The organism is Clostridium niameyense (assembly GCF_001243045.1).
GTDB lineage: Bacteria > Bacillota > Clostridia > Clostridiales > Clostridiaceae > Clostridium_F > Clostridium_F niameyense.
The window spans coordinates 1975045-1994188 of the sequence record NZ_LN849007.1 but is presented as its reverse complement, the minus strand read 5'-3'; the positions used below and the strand labels follow the sequence as shown (position 1 = coordinate 1994188).

The following is a 19144-nucleotide window of genomic DNA, read 5'->3' as shown; positions in this document are numbered from 1 at the left end:
TTTTAACAAAATAGAAGGAATATTTATATTATTCATAGAATTTAAATATAATGGTCATGATTTCATAATTATTACAATAAATATAATTTGAAAAAGGTGGTGTAGGGGCATTGGAAAATAAAATTACAGGAAAAGTATTTACGTTAATTGCTATATTAATTTCTTTGATGTGCATAGTTATGTCGTTTATAAGTAAATCCATTTTTAATAAGGTTGTTATGCCTAATATAAATCCTGCTAATGCTGACGCAGTTTCAAGGTCATTTAATGGATCAATTACTAAATTTATTTTAATAGCGTTAGTTCTAATTTTAATAGCCTCATTTATAATGATTAAATTATATGTAAATGTAATATATAAAAATGTAAATGACATTTCTACTAATCTTGCTAAAATTGCAGAAGGAGAGTTTGCTACAAGACTTTCAGAAAAAGGTACATTAGGTGAAATAGGCATAGGGGTAAATAAAGTAGTTAAAAATACAAAAAAGATTTTATCAGAATTACTAGAAATGTCTCAGAAAAATAGAGTGTCTTCAGGTGAACTTAGTAAAAATGCGTTATCTACAAGACAAGCTGCGGAAGATATATCTCTTTCAGTAACATCTGTAGCAGAAACTTCAACAGAGCAATCTAATTATGCGTTATCTACAAGAGAGAGCACTAGTGAATTAGCAGAAAACTCAGAGATTATAAGACAACATGCTATAGAAAGTAAAAATGTTGCCAAGGAAATGATGGAGATAGTAAAGGAAAACAAAGAAGTATTTATTACTATGATAGAAAAGATAAGATTAACAGGAGAGGTAAGTGAAAAACTAGCTAATAATGTTAAAATATTGGAGAATGAAGCGGAAGAGATAAGCAAAATTACAGAGGTAGTAACTGAAATAAGTGAGAGAACAAATTTATTAGCTTTAAATGCAGCTATTGAAGCAGCTCGTGCGGGGGAACATGGTAAGGGATTTTCAGTAGTAGCAGATGAGGTAAGAAAATTAGCAGAACAATCATCAAAATCTGCAGCAGAAATAAGAAAACTTATAGAGAATGTAAACCATCAAATAGCTAGTATAACTGCAGAAGCACAAGATCAAAGCAAAGAAGTTATGGAAGATATAGTTTATGCAAATAAATCTAAAGAATCTTTTAGTGAAATAATAAAATCTACTAATACTACTTATAATGCAGTAGAAGAAATATACGATTTAGCAGAAAAAAGTTATGATATTTCAACAACTGTAGATAATTTAATGGAAAATATGACATCAGGTTCGCAACAGTGTGCCTCTATGACAGAAGAAATATCTGCATCTTCAGAGGAACAATTATCTTTAATAAATAAAATAACATCTATGATAAGGGAAATGAATGAATCTACAGATAATGCTGATAAACAATTAAAACATTATGTATCGGAGATAACTATAGGAAAAAATCAGGAATCTCTTGTAAATAATGCATTTAATGTATTAAAGGAGTTAGAAAATATTATATCATCTAAGGATTTACAGTCTAATGAATGTTCCAGTTTGTGTAGAGAATTTGTTTCTAAACACAATGAATTTGAGTATATGGGAGTAATAAATGAAGAGGGTTTAATGAAATCATCAAATATGGAAATTGTAAAAGGTAATGATGATTTTAAATATAGGCCTTATTTTAAACAAGCTATATCTGGTAAGGAATATAAAAGCAATCCATATATATCAAGTGTAAGCTACAACTATTGTATTGCCATAGCAATACCTTTGAAAAATAAAGATGGAAATATTAAAGGGGTATTAATGGGTGATGTATGTATAGAGGTAGATTGCGCTTCTCATAAATAAATATATTAATTAAGGAGGAATATCATGGATAAATTATTGGAAAGATTTTTAGGCTATGTGAAAATTAATACTCAATCTTCAGAGGAAGGGAATAATACACCTAGTACTAAATGTCAATTGGATTTTGGTGCAAAATTAGTAGAAGAATTAAAAGCTATAGGACTTAAAGATTGTTCTATAGATGAAAAAGGTTATGTAATGGCTACTTTGGAAGGGAATATAGACAAAGATGTAGATCCTATAGGATTTATATCTCATATGGATACTAGTCCAGAAATGTGTGGGGAAGGAGTAAATCCTAGAATAGTAAAAAATTATGATGGCAAGGATATACTTCTTAATGAAAAAGAAAATATAAAATTAACTATTAAAGAATATCCTGAAATACTTAACTATAAAGGAAAAGACTTAATAGTGACTGATGGTACAACCTTACTAGGAGGAGATGACAAGGCTGGTATTGCAGAAATTGTAACAGCTATGGAATATTTGATAAACCACCCAGAAATTAAACATGGAACTATAAAAATAGGATTTACTCCAGATGAAGAAATAGGTCAAGGGGCAGATTATTTTAATGTAGAAAAGTTTGGAGCTAAAGTAGCCTATACAGTAGATGGAGGAGTTTTAGGAGAATTAAATTATGAGAACTTTAATGCTGCAAGGGCAAAAGTATCAATAAAAGGAATAAATGTGCATCCTGGCTCTGCTAAAAATAAAATGATTAATTCTATTTTAGTTGCAAACAAATTTATGAGCATGCTTCCAGCAAATGAAACACCTGCTACAACAGAGGGTTATGAAGGTTTTTATCATTTATGCTCTATAAATGGAGAAATAGAAAATACAGAACTCAATTATATTATAAGAGATTTTGATAGAGATAAATTTGAAAAAAGAAAAGAAGAAATGAAATCTATAGTTTCACAAATAAACGAATTATATAATAAAGAAATTGTAACTGTAGATATAGAAGATCAATATTATAATATGAAGGAAAAAGTAGAACCAGTTAAGCATGTAGTAGATATAGCCTATAAAGCTATGAAAGAAGAAGGTATAGAACCTCAAGTAGTGCCTATAAGAGGTGGTACTGATGGTGCAAGATTATCCTTCATGGGACTTCCTACACCAAATTTATTTACAGGGGGGCATAATTTCCATGGAAGATTTGAGTATATTCCAATAGAATCTATGGAAAAAGCAGTAAAAGTTATATTGAATATAGCAAAAATATATGCAGAATAATATAATCCTTTAAAAATAAGAGCTTTATTAGCCATAGCTAATAAAGCTCTTATTTATAATATAAAAGTATATTAATGATAGTTTTCAATTTCATAAGCATTATCACTAAGTGTTTTGTTAGAGGTAAAATTTTTGTAAAACTTTTCTGCTGCTTTGTAACCGGATTTATATAATTTCAATGTTTCTTGTTTTGAAATGTCAAAATCTATAGAATTCATACCATCAGTAGGAATTAATATAGTTCTCTCTAAATTTTTTTTAGTCATCCAACTATTTCTTTTTTCAAAACTCATTGTATCAGATATATCAAATAAAAAAGACATAGGATCAGTTTTACCAATTCTTGTATTACTTATATCTGGATTATCAAATTTAAACCCTATTGTAGGTATTTTAGAAATAGAATTTTTTTTATCAAATATAGAGATTGGATAAGGGCACGATATCCCACCATCCACCATATAACTTATACCATCACCATGAATAAATTTTACAGGTTTAAAATAAAAAGGAATGCTAATACTCATTCTAACAGCTTTTGATATTTTAAAGTTAGAAGCTGTTAGACCATAACGAGATAGATCATCAGGGAATACAGCCATTCTTCTTCTAGTTATATCTGCAGTTACTATCTTTAGGCGGCATTCACCATTATTCATTAAGTCATTAAAAGTACTTATTCCCTTAGATTTAAGTAAATCTTCAATCCAATTTTCAATATAATCACCAGAATAAATACCTTTATCTTTAAAAAATCTTAAAGCTTTAACTACTAAAGTCAATCTCTGCGAACTTTCTTTATCTAAAAAATCTATAAAATTAGTATTCATTTTTTTTAAATCTTTAGATGTATATCCAGAAGCTATTAAAGAAGCTATTATTGCACCTACAGAAGTTCCAGCTACCTTTTCCCATTGAAATCCTTTAGATTCCATATAGCTTAAAGAACCTAATATTCCAATACCTTTTATACCACCGCTATCAAATACAGCATTAGCTTTCAAATAAATCCCTCTCCTTCAAAATAATTGTATAAGTATATTATAATACAAAAGATGTAGATTGCATAAAAACATTTAATAAAAAAACATCTAAATAATTATTAATTCTAATTATTTAGATGTTTTATCTATTATTTTAAATTAATATTAAATTTTAAATCATTTCTAATTTCTATATTATCTAGAGAAGAAATAACTAAATTGTATTTTTTACTAGAATCTAATTTTTCAAAGTCTATAGTAAATTCATTTAAATTGTTAGGATTTCTTTTTATATTATAATTTTTGTAGCTAACATCATTGCCAGCAGTATCTTTTATATGAATACTAGTGGCTTGTATATAAGGGGATATACCTTTTGCAATAACCTTTAATGTAGTTTTATCATTTTCTTTTATTATATCCTTAATTATAACATCACCAAATTTACCTTGAGAAAATTTCATTGGTAGTGGTGAATTTATAGGTTTATATAACTCTTTGACGAGATGTTCTTTTCTAGTTAAGTTTCCATTACTATCTACGCTACCTTCTACAGAAGGTGTTATATTACAAGGAATTATGGTTAAATATTTTGGTGTATATTTTAAAGGCTCATAGTTCATAGTGCATTTAAAACCAGTTTTGTTAGAATTTCCACCGGTTCCGCCTGCACTAGGCATAATTTCATTTCCCTTATCATCAAAAGCAAGCCAATAATCATATTTTAATAATTTATGATTTATATTATTACTATTTTTATATTTTCCATCTATAAAAATAGAGGTATCGATAGGGGAAAAAACAACTTTATCTACATTTATAATACTATCCTCTAAATCTATTTTATAATTTGGTCTAAATACAGTACTTTTATCCATTAAGTCTTTTTTTGATATAGAGAATGCAAAATTCCAAGAACCTTTTTTACCTAATATATCATTAATTTTAAGATCTACATTGAACTTTGAACTATTTGGAATATCAGTCTTGATTTCTTCGCTACATATATAAGTATATTTATCTTTATATTCTCCTATAGAACTTCCATGAGTACCATTTGGACTCTTACCGTTTAATAATAAATATTTAGATAATCCAAATACTTGTAAATCTTTTAGTTCCTTTTTACTTTTGATAGTGTAACCTATTATCATTCTTGAATCGTCTGCTAGAGCTTCATTTATAGTTATAGTTACATTATTGTCGGTAATGCTTTTGTTTACTAGCTGAGAGAAATTTGAATACTCACCAGTACTACCGAATTTGTCATTTAAGGTTTGAATTATGGAATTTAGTATAGGTATATCTTTTGCAGAGACAGTTGGAATAGAAAAATTTCCAAAAGAACATATTAAAGTTATGGCTGCAACTAAAGCTCCATATTTTAAAATTTTTATTTTTTTATGAGGGTTAATTTCTTTATTTAAATTTTTTATTATTCTCTTTTTTTGTATATCAGAAATTTTTTCATCTTCTATATTAAATTCTTCTTCAGCTATTTCCACATAATTAAGTAACTTAAAAATGTCTTCTTCCTGTAAGTTAAATTTATTATTATTCATTAAAATATTTCTCCTTTCAAGAATCTAAGCTTTTCTTTTAAAAATTTTCGACCTCTAGAAAGCTTTTTATCTATACAGTTTCTATTAGTTCCTAAAATTTTAGCTATATTTTCTATATCATCATGTAAAAAATATCTTCTTATAAATATTTCTTTATCTTTAGGTTTCATATTATTTATTTCTTTTAAAAGTTCATATTTATTTTCTTTAGATATAATTAAATCTTCTGTAGTGTTTTTATTAGATAGTGAATTTCTATAATCATCTAAAGATGATTTACTATATTCTTTAAATAATTTCCTTTTATAATCAATAGCTTTATATTTAGCTATGGCTGTAATCCAATTTTTAAAGTTACCATTATTGATATCAAAACTATCTATGTTATTCCATATGGATAAGAATATATCATTTACACATTCTTCTACAAATTGATTATGAAAGTTGGAATTTAATACACTACTAACTACTTTAAATATTAAATTAATATATTTATCTACAATATATTGTAAAGCTTTTGAATTTCTTTTTTGTATTTCTGTTATAAAATTATTATCATCTATGTTCATAATTTCCTCCTTAAGAAGCTTCTCATATATTAATACGAATGAAGATAAGTTTTTCTGACATCAATTTATATAATACTTTTCTATAATAAAAATTTTATCATGTTAAAAGTATATTTCTTAATAAAATAAAGAAGTAAAATAATAAGGATTTATAGAAAATATAAACTATAAATATTTAGAATATATGAAATACAATTGCATAAATTATGTTTATTTGTATATATTTAAATTGATAAAATAATATTTATAAAGTAAAAAATATTAAATAAATATAACTTAAAACAAAGGTTTTTTAGAAAGGAGGAGAAAAGGTAGGATTAATTTACCTTACGTTAATCTTAAATATCTAAGGCATTAAACAATAAATTAGTATTAAAATATTGAAGAGTGACTAATTTTGAATTATGTGAAATTAGGAAAAAGTTAGAGTATGCCGATGATTTGAATAGAAGGGTAATGGGAATAAAATTAACATTAAGGTACTAAAGATATAATAACATATAGATATTTTTAGTACCATTTTAATATATCTTTATTTATTTAATAATATAGAATTTTTAGTAAGTACATAATTTGTTTTCTAGATATTTAAAACATAAAACAAGGATACTCGTCATAATTAAATATAATACGGCAGCTATAAAAAATGGTGTTATAGTAAAATCTCTTGTAACAATTTCTTTAGTAGCTCTTAACATATCACCTATTCCTATAGCAGCTATTAAAGCCGAATCTTTTATTAAATTAATACTTTCATTACATATAGGAGGCAATATGTTTCTTATAGCTTGTGGCAGAATAATATTAAACATAGTTTCTGTATAACTAAACCCTAATACTTTTGCTGCTTCATACTGACCATTATCTATAGAATTTATACCAGCTCTGAATATCTCAGCTAGATATGCTCCATAGTTCATTATAAAAGCTATAGAGGCAGCAGTTAAAGGCTCTAATCTTATACCTATTACAGGTAATCCAAAGTATGCAAAAAATAGTTGAAGCATTAAAGGAGTTCCCCTAAATAGCCAAGTATAAAAATTTAAAAATACTTTTATAGGTTTTATCTTAGAAGTTTTACCTATTGCTACTAGAGCACCTAAGGGAATAGAAAATATTATGGTTATAATAAATAATTTTATAGATATTATACCTCCTTTTAGTATGAATATTGTTATATCTGAAATATTAGACATATAATTCACCACCTATTTTTTTATAATTGATTGTCCGAACCATTTTTCTGATATTTTTTTAGCAGTTCCATCTTTGATAATTTCATCTAAGGTCTTATTAACTTCATTTTTGAAGGTACTATCAGATTTCCTAAAACCTATGCCATAGGATTGTTTACCAAAGTCATCATCTAATATATTAAATATATTAGTTTTTTTAGATATGTAATATCTAGCTACAACCTCATCTACTACAACAGCATCTACACGTTTAGATTGTAAATCCATAAGAGCTTCTGTATTATTTGAGTATTTTTTTAATTCTTTTAAGGAATCAGCTGTTTTTTTATCTAAATTTAAGGCATTTTCACTACTACTACCTAATTGAACAGCCACTTTTTTATTTTTTAAATTGAATTTGTTTTTTATATCAGAGTTTTTATTAACAACAATTACTTGTTTGTTCTCTAAATAAGGTTTTGAAAAATTTATTTGTTTCTCTCTATCTTTTGTTATTGTAAGACCATTCCATATAACATCAATATCTTTATTATTTAAACTTAAAACTACTCCGTCCCATTCTACAGGCTTAAATTCTACTTCTAAATTCATTCTTTTAGCTACTTCTTTAGCTAAATCTATATCAAAGCCAACTATTTCACCCTTATTATTTTTAAATCCCATAGGCGGAAAACTATCATCCAATCCAATAACAAATTTTCTTTTAGATTTTATATCTTTTAATGAAGTATCTTCCTTACCTTTTTTATTACAAGCAATTAATGATAAAGTTAGTGATAATATCAAAAATAAAATTAATGAAAAATTTTTTTTCATTTAAAAACCTCCTTTTTTTTAAAATTATAGTGTTATTATACTTTAGTATGATAAAATTGTAAAGCGATAAACTAAATTTTAAAAAATTGTAAATTATGGATAAATCATTAACATTATAAAATGGACTTGAATAAATAAGAAATTAGTGATAGAATGTAAAATTATTAATTTAAAATAGAAGGGTATTACATTTGAAATAGAAAGGAGGAATGTTTTATGATGACAAATTCAGAAACTTATTATGGAATTGATAAGTGGCGTACTGTGATAAACCTTATTTCACTAGCGTTAATAAGTTTGATATGTGGAGTATTAATATTAAAATATAGAAGGGATTATACGTATTTAGGGTATATATTTTTAATTTTAACTTTTATATTTATGTTTAATGGAATTAGAATGATCAATTATATGACTTGGGGTAAATTTAAGCATAGAGATAGGATGTTAGATTTAGCCCAATGGAAAGGTGCGGAAAAAGTTTTAGATGTAGGAGTAGGAAAAGGCTTAATTCTAATAAAGGTTGCTAAAAAATTAACTACGGGAAAAGTTACAGGTATAGACATATGGTCAAATGAGGATATGCTAGATAAGTCTAAATACTATATAAATAAAAATATAGAAATTGAAGGAGTAAAAGACAAAGTCAGAATAAAAACTCAAAATGCTGCAGCAATGTCTTTTAATGACGAATACTTTGATATTGTTTTATCAAACTTATGTATACACAATATAGAAGATAAGGTGGAAAGAATGAAAGCTATAGATGAAATGGCTAGAGTGGTTAAAAAGGGTGGAAAAATAATCATATCTGATTCTAAGTATATGGATGAGTACGAACAAATATTATTGGATAAAGAATTTAAAGTTAATGTATTAAACGGATGTGTTTGGAGTACCTATCCTGCATTAAAAATTATAGAAGCAATAAAACAATAATAAAAATTTAAGATTATGCGTTAATTCAATTTAAGATTTAAAGTCATATTTTGTTAAGTTAAAAAATAAGAAATTAGCAATCATAAGTTATACAAGCTGTATTGAGTAAATTTGATGCTAATTTCTTTTTTATTTATGTGTATTTAATTATTTTAGTGTTAAATTTGAATATCATTTATCTTTGTACCTTTAGTGAGTATTCTATTATATCGTCTAATAGTTGACCAAAGGATATACCTACATCTTTTGCACTTTTTGGGAATAGACTATTTTTAGTCATACCCGGTAATGTATTTAATTCTAGTATATAAGGAATACCATTGCTTATTATCATATCAACCCTTACATAAACACTACATTTTAATTCTTTCCAACAAGCTAAGGCCATTTTTTCAACTTGTTTATGAAGATTTTCTTCTAATTGTATTACAACTTCTTCTGAACCACCATCTTCATATTTAGCTTTAAAATCAAAGAATTCTGCGCCTTTTTGTGGTCTTATTGCAAGTACTGGTAACATTCTACCATTTAATATGCAACAAGTTATCTCTTCGCCTTTTATATATTTTTCTATCATAACCTCATTGTCATATTCTAAAGCCATTTCTACGGCATTTTTTATATTTTCTTTATTTTTAATTAAATTAGTAGCTACACTTGAACCACCACTATTAGGTTTAACAAAGAAAGGATATCCAATTTTCTCTAATCTATCATAATCTATGTCATCTATTGAAGATACACAAATCCAATCTGCTGTATTTACATTTGCTTGTTTTAATATTTTTTTAGTGCTATCTTTATCCATACATATACCGCTTGCTAAAGGTCCGCAACCTGAATAAGGTATGTCTAAAGTTTGAAGTACTGATTGTACAGTCCCATCTTCACCAAATTTGCCATGGAGAGCTAAAAATGCAAAATCTATTCCTTTAACTTTTTCCACTATGTCTTGTTTTTTGTCTATAACTATAGGTAAAACTTCATATCTATTATTTTGTTCTAGAAATTTAACTACTTCTTTACCTGAATTTAAAGATACGTCTCTTTCTGAAGATATTCCGCCCATTATAACTCCAATTTTCATTATATAATTCCTCCAATACTTATTTCATAATTAAAATCTCTCTTAATATTATTGTATACATTTATAATATATAATAAAGTACCACCTTAACTATTTTTTTATATATTACTGGTCTTTTCATGATTTTTAAAATGTTGCAAATAAAATATATTAAGTATAGAATAGAATTATAAAATTAAATAATATCGTTGTAGGGGTGCCTTTTTAAGGCTGAGAAGAGAATACTCTAACTCTAAAAACCTGATCCAGTTAATACTGGCGTAGGGAAGCAACAATTTATACGAAACTTTTACAAGGTGTATTGCTTCTTCAATACATCTTTTTTTATAAATTTTAGTTTGTTTTCTACTTAATCTTTAATGCATTTCATCTCTTCTCTTACCCATAATTTTAGGAGGTTTTTAAAATTGAAAAAAGTTTTAACTATAGCGGGTTCTGATAGTTGTGGCGGAGCAGGTGTACAAGCTGACATTAAAACTATGAGTGCTTTAGGTGTTTATGCTATGAGTGTAATAACTGCTTTAACAGCTCAAAATTCTGTAGCAGTACAAGATGTTTTTGAGGTACCTATAGATATGGTAAATTCTCAAATGAAATCTATATTTGATGACATAAAAATAGATGCTGTAAAGATAGGTATGTTATCTAACAGTGATACTATAAAGGCTATAAATAATAATTTAAAAAAATATAAGGCTAAAAACATAGTATTAGATCCTGTAATGGTATCTAAAAGTGGTTACTTTTTACTTAAACCTGAAGCTGTAGAAGAATTAAAAAAATTAATTTCTACTGTAACTTTAATAACACCTAATATACCGGAATGCGAAGTTTTAAGTGGTATGAAAATTACTTCAGAGGAAGAAATGAAAAAAGCTGCATTGATTATACAAGATATGGGGATTGATAACGTTTTAGTAAAGGGTGGCCATAGGTGTAATGATGCTAATGACATTCTTCTTTCAAAAGATAAATTTATAAAAATCCCTGCTAGTAGAATTCAAACTAAAAATACTCATGGTACTGGATGTACATTATCTTCTGCTATAGCTTCTTATTTAGCCAAGGGATATAACATAGAGGAAGCTGCTAAATTATCAAAAGAGTATATTACAAAAGCTATAGAAAATTCATTTCCTATAGGCGAAGGGGTAGGTCCCGTAGGTCATTTTATAGAGCTTTATAAAAAAGCTAATTTAGAATTTTAGTATAGTAAATATTATAAGGAGATGTAAGAATGAATAAAAATATAATAAAAAATATGAGAGATAAAACTCCACTTATTCACTGCATAACTAATTATGTTACTATAAACGATTGTGCAAATATTTTATTATCTTATGGTGCTTCTCCTGCTATGTGTGAAGCATATGATGAAGTATATGATTTTGCAGCAATGTCTTCGGCTTTGTATATAAATTTAGGTACTTTAACTAAAGAACAAGAAGCAGCAGCTATATTAGCGTCTATGTCTGCTAAAAATCATAATGTACCAGTTATATTGGACCCTGTTGGTTGTCCTGCTATGAAAAGAAAAGTGGAAGTTATAAAAAGAATAAGTGAAGTAGGAAGAATAGATATTATAAAAGGAAATATAGGTGAGATTAAATATTTATCAGGAATGAATTCAGAAACTCGAGGAGTAGATTCTATAGATAATGGAGAAAATGCTTTAGAAGCTTGTTTAAAACTTTCTCAAAGATATAATTGTGTAGTTGCGGCTACTGGAAAGAAGGATTACATATCAAATGGAAAACAAGGGGCTATAATAAATAATGGTACAGAAATGCTTACAAAGGTTACGGGTACAGGTTGCATGCTAGGGGCTCTATGTTCCGCTACTGCTGCAAGTTTCGATGATAAGTTTATATCTACAATAACTGCCATATTATCTATGAATATTGCAGGAGAAAAGGCATATAGGAGGGCTAAACTTCCAGGTAGTTTTAAAGTCGCACTGATAGATAGCATATATACATTATCTGATGAAGAAATATGGAAAGAAGGTAATATAGAGTGGATATAAACTATGGACTTTATTTAATAACTGATAGAAGATTTTTAAAAGGAAGAGAGTTAAAAAAGGTAGTGGAAGATGCTATATTAGGTGGAGTTAGTATAGTACAAGTTAGGGAAAAGGATGTATCCACTAGAGAATTTTATAATGTAGCCTTAGAGGTTAAAAAAGTAACAGATTATTATAAAATCCCTATAATAATTAATGATAGATTAGATATTGCTCAAGCTATAAATGCACAAGGAGTTCATTTAGGCCAAAAGGATATGGAACTTTCCATTGCGAGAAAAATATTAGGACAAGATAAAATAATCGGAATATCAGTAGGAACTGTTAAAGAAGCACTAGAGGCAGAAAAAAAGGGTGCAAACTATTTAGGGATAGGAACAGTTTTTCCTACAGGAAGTAAAAAAGATATTGCAAATTTAATAGGTATAGATGGATTAGAAGAGATTAAAAATAATATAACAACTCCATCTGTAGCTATAGGTGGAATAAATAAAGATAACTTTAAGGAAGTAATGAGTACGGGAGTTCAAGGTATCTCGGTTATATCAGCCATATTAAAAGAAGATAATGTAAAAAAAGCTGCGGAGAATTTAATTATAAAATAAGTTTAAAAATATATATTTTACTTATAAAAGATAGGGCTATCTCACAATGCATAAAAATGTAACATGGGAAGCCCTTTTTGTTTATAGTAAAATTTTATTTAAAAGATTAATAATTTATAATATATTTAGGATATTTTAATATATTTTTATAATAATTTATTTTCACATATCTATATTTACTATTTACATGGTTCAAAATTCCTTTGAAAATTTTTTATTATATTTAAATCATTAGGTCCACACCATATGCAATAAGTTTTCTTGTAACTAAAAATAAATATCTGGTCTAAGTCTTTAGACATAAAAATCGTAATTGAATCATTGGAGCCCTTAACTTTTGTATGAGCTATATATAGATTATGATCATAAGAAATATTTTTAAGATTATATGTATTGTTATTTATAGATAATGTGCCTTTAAACTTTTCCTGAGTTTTTAATTTTGATATTTCAAATTTAGTATAGGATTTTAACTGTAAATTTACATTAACAGGTTCTTTTTCTTCAAATTTATTTGAAACTGGAGTGTAATAATAACCATTATAATTTTTAATAGTTTTGTTATATTTTATAGGAATTAAGCTAACAAACAAAAAATTAAAATAATAATAGGAAATATATAGTCAATTTTAAGAAACTTTTTATCAAACATTTAGATATCTCCCTTTTTTATTTATATAAAAAGGATACAAAACTTATTTAAGTTTTATATCCGTAGCATATACCTAAAAAATATAAATTTTATTTATTAATTTGAAAGTGCATTATTGGACAAAAAACCTTTATTTACCAATATATGTCTTGATGATTCATCACAAGGAATATAATCCTTGCTCAGTAAGTTATTTATGTAAATTTTATTGTATATAAATGCAAAAACTATAGAACTAATGCCAAATGTTATTAAACATGTAATAAACATTATAAGTGCCCATTTCCAATCCCCACGAAATAGTGCAGGGAAAAAACCAAAAAAGAAAGTGGTCCAAGAAAATCCAACTTTGCATTGAATTAGTTGATTTGTTTTTTTATTTTTTAAATTAACGTTCATAAAGTCTCCTTCCAGTCTATATTTATATTTTTTTATTGGTATAATACATTTATATTATAGCAGAGTTATACTATAATTAAAAACCTTTTTATCAAAAAAATAATATAAAAGGTATAAATATGAATATAATCATAATTATGATATAAATTTGATTAAAAATGTAATTTAGACTATTATTGGATTTTATGGTATAAAAGATTACATTAGATAATTATGAAAATATAGCTTTGTAAAATAAGGTGAGGTGGTAAAGTGTTTTTTGATATAAAGTTAGATAAGAGTTCACCAGTATATATACAAATAAGTAACTATATAAAATCTATGATACTAAAAGGAATGATTAGAAAAGATGAAAAATTACCTTCTACAAGGGAACTTGCTTCTTTATTGAAGGTTAGTAGGAATACAGTAAATTCATCTTATGAATTTTTGGAAGACGAAGGATTTATATATATAAAAAAGGGAAAGGGAGCTTTTGTTTCAAATATAAATGTAAATTTTCAAGAAAAATGGGAGATAGATTGGGAAAATAATATAAATGAATATGCTAAAAATGCAGAACAATTAGATATAGTAAAACACGAACTTTCTTGGAAAAAAGGAATGATATCTTTTAAAAGCATAGCCCCAGATGAAAGTTTATTTGAGGTGGAGGAATTTAAAAGGGCATTTTTAAATAGGATCTCCATAGAGAGAGAAAAAATATTAAATTATGGTTATGCTATAGGATATAAAAATTTAATAAAGTATATTAAGCGTTATATGGAGAATAAGGGAGTATACACAGAAAATAAAGGTATATTAATTACTAATGGTTTTACAGAAGCTTTTGATATAGTTTTAACTTCTCTTGTAAATAAAAATGATAAAGTATTATGTGAAAATCCTACTCATAATACAGCTATAAAAATAATGAAGCTTCACGATATAGATATTGTAGGCATAGATATGGACAAAGACGGTATAAATATAGGTAAATTGAAGAAAACTATAGATGAAAATAAAGATATAAAATTGGCCTATTTAGTACCTTCTTATCATAATCCTACAGGTATAGTTATGAGCCCAGAAAAGAGAATATCTGTATATAACATATTGAAAGAAAATAATATACCTATAATTGAAGATGGTTTTAATGAAGAACTTAGATATTCAGGAGATCATGTAGCACCTATAGTTACATTTTGTGGAAAAGGAAATAGTGTATTATATCTAGGTAGTTTTTCTAAGGTTTTATTTCCTGGACTTAGAATTGGATGGATATTAGGAGATAAAAAACTTATAGATTATTTAGAAAGTGTAAAAAGAAGTAGGGATATACACACATCATTTTTAGATCAAGCAATTTTATATGAATATCTAAAGGGAGGAAATTTTGAGAAATATATAAAAAAAGTAAGAAAAATATATAAAGAAAAGTATGAATTTGCAATAAAGTGTGCTAAAAAATATATACCTTGCGATTATATATTAGGAGAAGGTGGACTTCATATATTTATAAAACTTAAAGGAATAGATTCTAGGCAAGTTTTAAAAGAATGTTATAAAAAAGGAGTGGTGTTTACTCCAGGAGATATATTTTATGTAGATGAAAAGGGAAAAGACACTTTAAGGCTTGGAATATCTAGAGTTACTTTAGAAGAAATAGATAAAGGTTTTAAGATTATTGGAAACTGCATAAAAAATATATAATGATTATTTGTAATAATTAAGGTATAATAAATATTAATAAAATTTGTTGGGACGGTGAAAAAATGAAAAAAGGATTAAAAACTACTCTTATAGTAATTGCTGTAATATTAGTAATATTATTCCCTTTAATTGGCTCCTATAATGGTATGGTGTCTATGGAACAAAGAGTAAATCAGGCTGCATCTAATATAGATACGAATCTTCAAAGAAGATCAGACTTAATATCAAATTTAGTAGAAACAGTTAAAGGATACGCAGCACAAGAAAAAGACATTTTTAAAGGAGTTGCAGATGCTAGATCAAAACTAGCAGGTGCTCAATCTATGGATCAAAAGGCTAATGCTAATGAAGAGCTTTCTTCAGCAGTCTCAAGATTGTTAGTAGTGGTTGAAAGATATCCTGAATTAAAATCAAGTCAGAATTTTAAGGATTTATCCATAGCATTAGAAGGAACAGAAAATAGGATAGCTATAGCAAGACAAGATTATAATAAAGAAGTAACTAATTATAATACTAAAATTAAAAAGTTTCCATCATCTATTATAGCAAATATGTTTAGATTCCAAGAAAAACCTTATTTTAAGGCAGAAGCTGGAGCAAGTAAGGTACCTAAAGTAGATTTTTCAAAGTAGGTAGATAAAAATGAATAGATTTTTAAAAAAACTATCTTATGTTTTTTTATTATTTGTTATAAGCTTTTTAGTAGTATCAACTCCTGTAAAGGCAGAAGAGAGTTTTCCAAAACCTACTAACTTAAAATATGTTAATGACTATGTAGGAGTTATAGATGAGCAAAATAAGGAATATATTATATCAGTAGGTCATGAATTAGAGAAAAAAACAGGTGCTCAAATGACAGTAGTCATAATAGATTCTTTAAATGGATATGACATAGAATCTTATACTAATAAGTTATTTAGACAGTGGGGTATAGGAAAGAAGGAAAAAAATAATGGAGTTATGATATTACTTTCTATAAAGGACAAAAAATGGAGAGTAGAAGTAGGAAAAGGGCTTGAGGGTAGAATAACAGATATATATTCCTCAAGAATTATGGAAACTGTAGCTAAACCTTCATTTAAAGAAGGTAATTATGGGCAGGGACTAAAAAAAGTATATTCAGTTTTTGCAGATGATATTGCTAAAGAATATAATGTAACTTTAGATAAAAATGAAAAAGTTCAAGTTCCTAAACAAAGGAAAAAAAATAATTCTAAAATTCCATTTATATTTTTGGGAATCTTTATGTTTGATTTAATATTTAATAGAGCAAGAATGAGTAAGTTTATGTTAAAATGGATGTTTTGGAATTTATTGTTTTCTGGAAGACCAAGACGACGTGATGATGATGACGATGATTTCTTTGGAGGACCAGGCGGCTTTGGAGGCGGAAGCTCAGGAGGCGGCTTTGGTGGATTCGGAGGAGGAAGTTCTGGTGGCGGAGGTTCATCAGGTGGATGGTAAATTAAATATAAGCATATTTAAAAAAGGAAAGTTAGTATTTATTACTAATTTTCCTTTTTTAAATTAAGAAATATATTATAATTATTTTAATACATTTTATTCCATAAAAAGGAAAACGGATATTAACATAGAATTAGTAATTTATAGTAAAATTTTACCATAAGGAGGATTTAAAATGGATATCTTAAAATTTACTTTATTAATGTTAGTATTATTTTTCTTTACGTTATGGGCAATGTTAACTTTTATTAATTTATGGTATAAGACCAAAATAGGCGGTAAAGTTATTTTAAATATAAAAAGAGGATTTGAAAGAAATATAATGATTTTAATGGGAATATTAGTAATGGTATTAGCTACTTTAAGCAATAATCCTAGTTCATATGTGGAAATTATAATTGCCATAGTTATATTGTATAATGGTATAGAAAAATTTGAAATTATGGAGAATGGTATTTTTGTAGAAGGTAATTTTAAAAAATGGGAGGATATAGAATCTTGTAATTGGCATGAAGTACTTAATAATACATTAGTTATAAAAGGCAAATCTAATACTAATTCTTTAAGAAGATTTAATACAATAAAATTGAAGTTAAAAAAGGAAGAACAGGATGAAGTATTCTATATGATAAAATCAAATATAAACCATTCATTAAAATATGTATCAAAATGATATTAAGTTTTATTTTGATACACAAATATGTATTATTTTGAGAATAAGCTACAAAAAGTACTTATTTATATTGTTATAAATGGTGGTATATTTATTGCTAGTAATATTTAGGTAGGAATTATATAAATATTACTAGGAGGTATACCAATGAATAAAAATTCAAAAGTTCAGCAAATGGTTAGAGCAGCTTTACTAATAGCCTTAGGATTGTTGTTTCCATACCTTTTTCATACTATAAAAAATGCAGGCCAAGTATTTTTGCCAATGCATATTCCAATACTTATAGGTGGATTTATATTAGAACCACATTTTGCATTAGCAGTTGGAATATTAACTCCATTATTAAGTCACATATTTACAGGAATGCCACCAATCCCTTTTGTTTATGTTATGATTTTGGAGCTTTTAACTTATGGACTTGTTATTTCTATATTATATAATAAGTCTAAAATGGGTATGTATCCATCATTGATAATAGGAATGTTAAGTGGTAGAGTAGTAAATATATTATGTAATTATTTAATTTTACATTTAATTATGTCTAAACCATTTAAATTAAAATTTGTAATAGCAGGTTTATTTGTCAAAGGATTGCCTGGGATAATTATACAATTAATCTTAATACCTATATTAGTTAAGGTATTACAAAAATCATCTTCAGGAAAGGTTGAATCAATGTAATGGAGGACAAAGAGTTTTTTAATAGTTTGGCAGAAGAATGGGATAATATTTGTGAACATCCAAAATATAAAGTAGATTATGTAATGTCTAAAATAGATTTAGAAAATGGAGATAAAGTTATAGATGTAGGTAGTGGTACAGGAGTACTTATACCTTATATAGAAGAAAAGATAGGTAGTGAAGGATATGTAACAGCTATTGATCTAGCAGAGAATATGATAAAGGTTTCTAAGAGAAAAAATAAATTTTGTAATTTGGAATTTATAATTGATGATTTTTTAAATTATAATTCTAAAGAGAAAGTGGATTATATTATTGCTTATTCTTGTTATCCCCATTTTAAAGATAAAAATAAATTTTTTGAAAAAGCTAATTCTTTATTAGAGGTTGGAGGTAAAATAGTAATTGCACATATTGAAAATAAAGAATTAATAAATTCTAGACATAAAGAGGTTGATGATAAAATAAAATCTGATATTTTGCCTAATGTAAAAAAAACTGCCCAATTAGTAGAAAGACATGGTTTTAATGCTATATATACTGAAGATAGTGATGAGTATTATATTTGTATAGGAGAAAAAATTTAGTGTTTAAAATATAATTTATATAAAAAGGCTATTTTAGATAGAGTATTTCTATTTAAAATAGCCTTTTTATTAATTCACTTAAAATGGATAAAATACCATCTATATATTTGATTTGTCTTATTTTAAGTTATAATAT

At 26.4% G+C, this 19144-nt stretch carries 20 protein-coding genes and 1 riboswitch; of the genes, 12 read left to right on the top strand and 8 right to left on the bottom strand.

What is annotated here, in order from left to right:
- Positions 1-110: 110 nt before the first annotated feature.
- Positions 111-1829: a methyl-accepting chemotaxis protein gene (locus BN1711_RS10385; protein ID WP_050608084.1), complete on the top strand. Its 1719-nt coding sequence runs from the start codon at positions 111-113 to the stop codon at positions 1827-1829.
- 24 nt (positions 1830-1853) lie between these two features.
- On the top strand, positions 1854-3077 hold the full coding sequence (gene pepT, locus BN1711_RS10380) for a peptidase T (protein ID WP_050608083.1): 1224 nt from the start codon (positions 1854-1856) through the stop codon (positions 3075-3077).
- A 71-nt stretch (positions 3078-3148) separates the two neighbouring features.
- Here the strand turns inward: pepT and BN1711_RS10375 are convergent, their stop codons facing one another.
- The 5 genes from BN1711_RS10375 to BN1711_RS10355 form a co-directional block, all read right to left on the bottom strand.
- On the bottom strand, positions 3149-4081 hold the full coding sequence (locus tag BN1711_RS10375; protein ID WP_050608082.1) for a patatin-like phospholipase family protein: 933 nt from the start codon (positions 4079-4081) through the stop codon (positions 3149-3151).
- A gap of 128 nt (positions 4082-4209) precedes the next feature.
- On the bottom strand, positions 4210-5622 hold the full coding sequence (locus BN1711_RS10370) for a DUF4179 domain-containing protein (RefSeq protein WP_050608081.1): 1413 nt from the start codon (positions 5620-5622) through the stop codon (positions 4210-4212).
- Complete coding sequence (locus BN1711_RS10365) at positions 5622-6191, bottom strand: sigma-70 family RNA polymerase sigma factor (RefSeq protein WP_050608080.1); 570 nt, start codon at positions 6189-6191, stop codon at positions 5622-5624. Before BN1711_RS10365 ends, BN1711_RS10370 begins: the two co-directional genes overlap by 1 nt.
- Positions 6192-6748: 557 nt before the next feature.
- Positions 6749-7387, bottom strand: a complete 639-nt coding sequence (locus BN1711_RS10360) for an amino acid ABC transporter permease (protein WP_050608079.1) — start codon at positions 7385-7387, stop codon at positions 6749-6751.
- A gap of 12 nt (positions 7388-7399) precedes the next feature.
- Positions 7400-8203, bottom strand: a complete 804-nt coding sequence (locus BN1711_RS10355) for an amino acid ABC transporter substrate-binding protein (protein WP_050608078.1) — start codon at positions 8201-8203, stop codon at positions 7400-7402.
- Positions 8204-8419: 216 nt separating this feature from the next.
- Here BN1711_RS10355 and BN1711_RS10350 point away from each other — a divergent pair, with 216 nt between their 5' ends.
- A complete protein-coding gene (locus tag BN1711_RS10350; RefSeq protein ID WP_050608077.1) occupies positions 8420-9142 on the top strand; it encodes a class I SAM-dependent methyltransferase in 723 nt (240 codons plus the stop codon).
- A gap of 175 nt (positions 9143-9317) precedes the next feature.
- Here the strand turns inward: BN1711_RS10350 and BN1711_RS10345 are convergent, their stop codons facing one another.
- On the bottom strand, positions 9318-10229 hold the full coding sequence (locus BN1711_RS10345) for a D-alanine--D-alanine ligase (RefSeq protein ID WP_050608076.1): 912 nt from the start codon (positions 10227-10229) through the stop codon (positions 9318-9320).
- Between the two features lie 182 nt (positions 10230-10411).
- Positions 10412-10514: riboswitch (TPP riboswitch) on the top strand.
- Between the two features lie 122 nt (positions 10515-10636).
- Here BN1711_RS10345 and thiD point away from each other — a divergent pair.
- Genes thiD through thiE form a run of 3 tightly spaced genes read left to right on the top strand, consistent with a single transcriptional unit; the run spans position 10637 to position 12860 of the window.
- Positions 10637-11437 (top strand): bifunctional hydroxymethylpyrimidine kinase/phosphomethylpyrimidine kinase, encoded by an 801-nt coding sequence (thiD, locus tag BN1711_RS10340; RefSeq protein ID WP_050608075.1) that lies wholly within the window; start codon positions 10637-10639, stop codon positions 11435-11437.
- 29 nt (positions 11438-11466) lie between these two features.
- Positions 11467-12255 carry a hydroxyethylthiazole kinase gene (gene thiM / locus BN1711_RS10335; RefSeq protein WP_050608074.1) on the top strand — a complete coding sequence of 263 codons (789 nt, stop codon included), beginning with the start codon at positions 11467-11469 and terminating at the stop codon, positions 12253-12255.
- A complete protein-coding gene (gene thiE, locus BN1711_RS10330) occupies positions 12246-12860 on the top strand; it encodes a thiamine phosphate synthase (protein ID WP_050608073.1) in 615 nt (204 codons plus the stop codon). The genes thiM and thiE overlap by 10 nt, the downstream gene beginning before the upstream one ends.
- 179 nt (positions 12861-13039) lie before the next feature.
- Here the strand turns inward: thiE and BN1711_RS10325 are convergent, their stop codons facing one another.
- Both BN1711_RS10325 and BN1711_RS10320 read right to left on the bottom strand, forming a co-directional pair.
- The gene (locus BN1711_RS10325) at positions 13040-13453 is read right to left on the bottom strand and encodes a hypothetical protein (RefSeq protein ID WP_050608072.1); all 414 of its coding nucleotides are present in this window, start codon (positions 13451-13453) and stop codon (positions 13040-13042) included.
- Positions 13454-13608: 155 nt separating this feature from the next.
- Positions 13609-13911: a hypothetical protein gene (locus BN1711_RS10320; protein WP_050608071.1), complete on the bottom strand. Its 303-nt coding sequence runs from the start codon at positions 13909-13911 to the stop codon at positions 13609-13611.
- Between the two features lie 252 nt (positions 13912-14163).
- On the opposite strand from BN1711_RS10320, the gene pdxR reads away from it, so the two are divergent.
- From pdxR to BN1711_RS10290, 6 genes are all read left to right on the top strand, one after another.
- The gene (pdxR, locus tag BN1711_RS10315) at positions 14164-15603 is read left to right on the top strand and encodes a MocR-like pyridoxine biosynthesis transcription factor PdxR (RefSeq protein WP_050608070.1); all 1440 of its coding nucleotides are present in this window, start codon (positions 14164-14166) and stop codon (positions 15601-15603) included.
- 62 nt (positions 15604-15665) lie between these two features.
- Positions 15666-16235: a LemA family protein gene (locus BN1711_RS10310; protein ID WP_050608069.1), complete on the top strand. Its 570-nt coding sequence runs from the start codon at positions 15666-15668 to the stop codon at positions 16233-16235.
- Between the two features lie 10 nt (positions 16236-16245).
- Positions 16246-17067 carry a TPM domain-containing protein gene (locus BN1711_RS10305; protein WP_050608068.1) on the top strand — a complete coding sequence of 274 codons (822 nt, stop codon included), beginning with the start codon at positions 16246-16248 and terminating at the stop codon, positions 17065-17067.
- Positions 17068-17242: 175 nt separating this feature from the next.
- Positions 17243-17740: a DUF5673 domain-containing protein gene (locus tag BN1711_RS10300; RefSeq protein ID WP_050608067.1), complete on the top strand. Its 498-nt coding sequence runs from the start codon at positions 17243-17245 to the stop codon at positions 17738-17740.
- A gap of 147 nt (positions 17741-17887) precedes the next feature.
- Positions 17888-18421 carry an ECF transporter S component gene (locus BN1711_RS10295; protein ID WP_050608066.1) on the top strand — a complete coding sequence of 178 codons (534 nt, stop codon included), beginning with the start codon at positions 17888-17890 and terminating at the stop codon, positions 18419-18421.
- The gene (locus BN1711_RS10290) at positions 18421-19008 is read left to right on the top strand and encodes a class I SAM-dependent methyltransferase (protein WP_050608065.1); all 588 of its coding nucleotides are present in this window, start codon (positions 18421-18423) and stop codon (positions 19006-19008) included. Before BN1711_RS10295 ends, BN1711_RS10290 begins: the two co-directional genes overlap by 1 nt.
- Positions 19009-19144 lie beyond the last annotated feature (136 nt).